Source organism: Vallitalea maricola (assembly GCF_036985595.1).
In the GTDB taxonomy this organism is placed as follows: Bacteria; Bacillota; Clostridia; order Lachnospirales; family Vallitaleaceae; genus Vallitalea; species Vallitalea maricola.
In genome coordinates this window covers 1-283 of the sequence record NZ_BTPU01000107.1, presented here as the reverse complement: position 1 = coordinate 283, position 283 = coordinate 1, and the positions used below count along the sequence as shown (strand labels likewise).

The following is a 283-nucleotide window of genomic DNA, read 5'->3' as shown; positions in this document are numbered from 1 at the left end:
TAATAAATAAGGATTATGAATTCATATATTCATAATCCTTATTTATTAAGAAATTCATCCCTTTTTCCCCTACAATGTAATCTTCCATTATAGTGAATATGTTATCTAATTTGATATCTATGCCAACATAACCAATTATTCTATTATCTTGTTTCAATGCTTTAATAATAGATATAACCTTTATGGAAGTACCATATTCTATATAAGGATCTGTTAATATAACTTCATCGGAACCGGCAGCTTGTTCTCTCCAAGGTCTTTTATAGATATCATAATCGCTGAT

The 283-nt window shown here is 27.6% G+C and carries 1 protein-coding gene; it reads right to left on the bottom strand.

The window, feature by feature from the left end:
* Positions 1 to 13: 13 nt before the first annotated feature.
* A partial coding sequence (locus tag AACQ14_RS22980; RefSeq protein ID WP_339365888.1) for a PDC sensor domain-containing protein occupies positions 14 to 283 on the bottom strand: 270 nt, incomplete at its 5' end.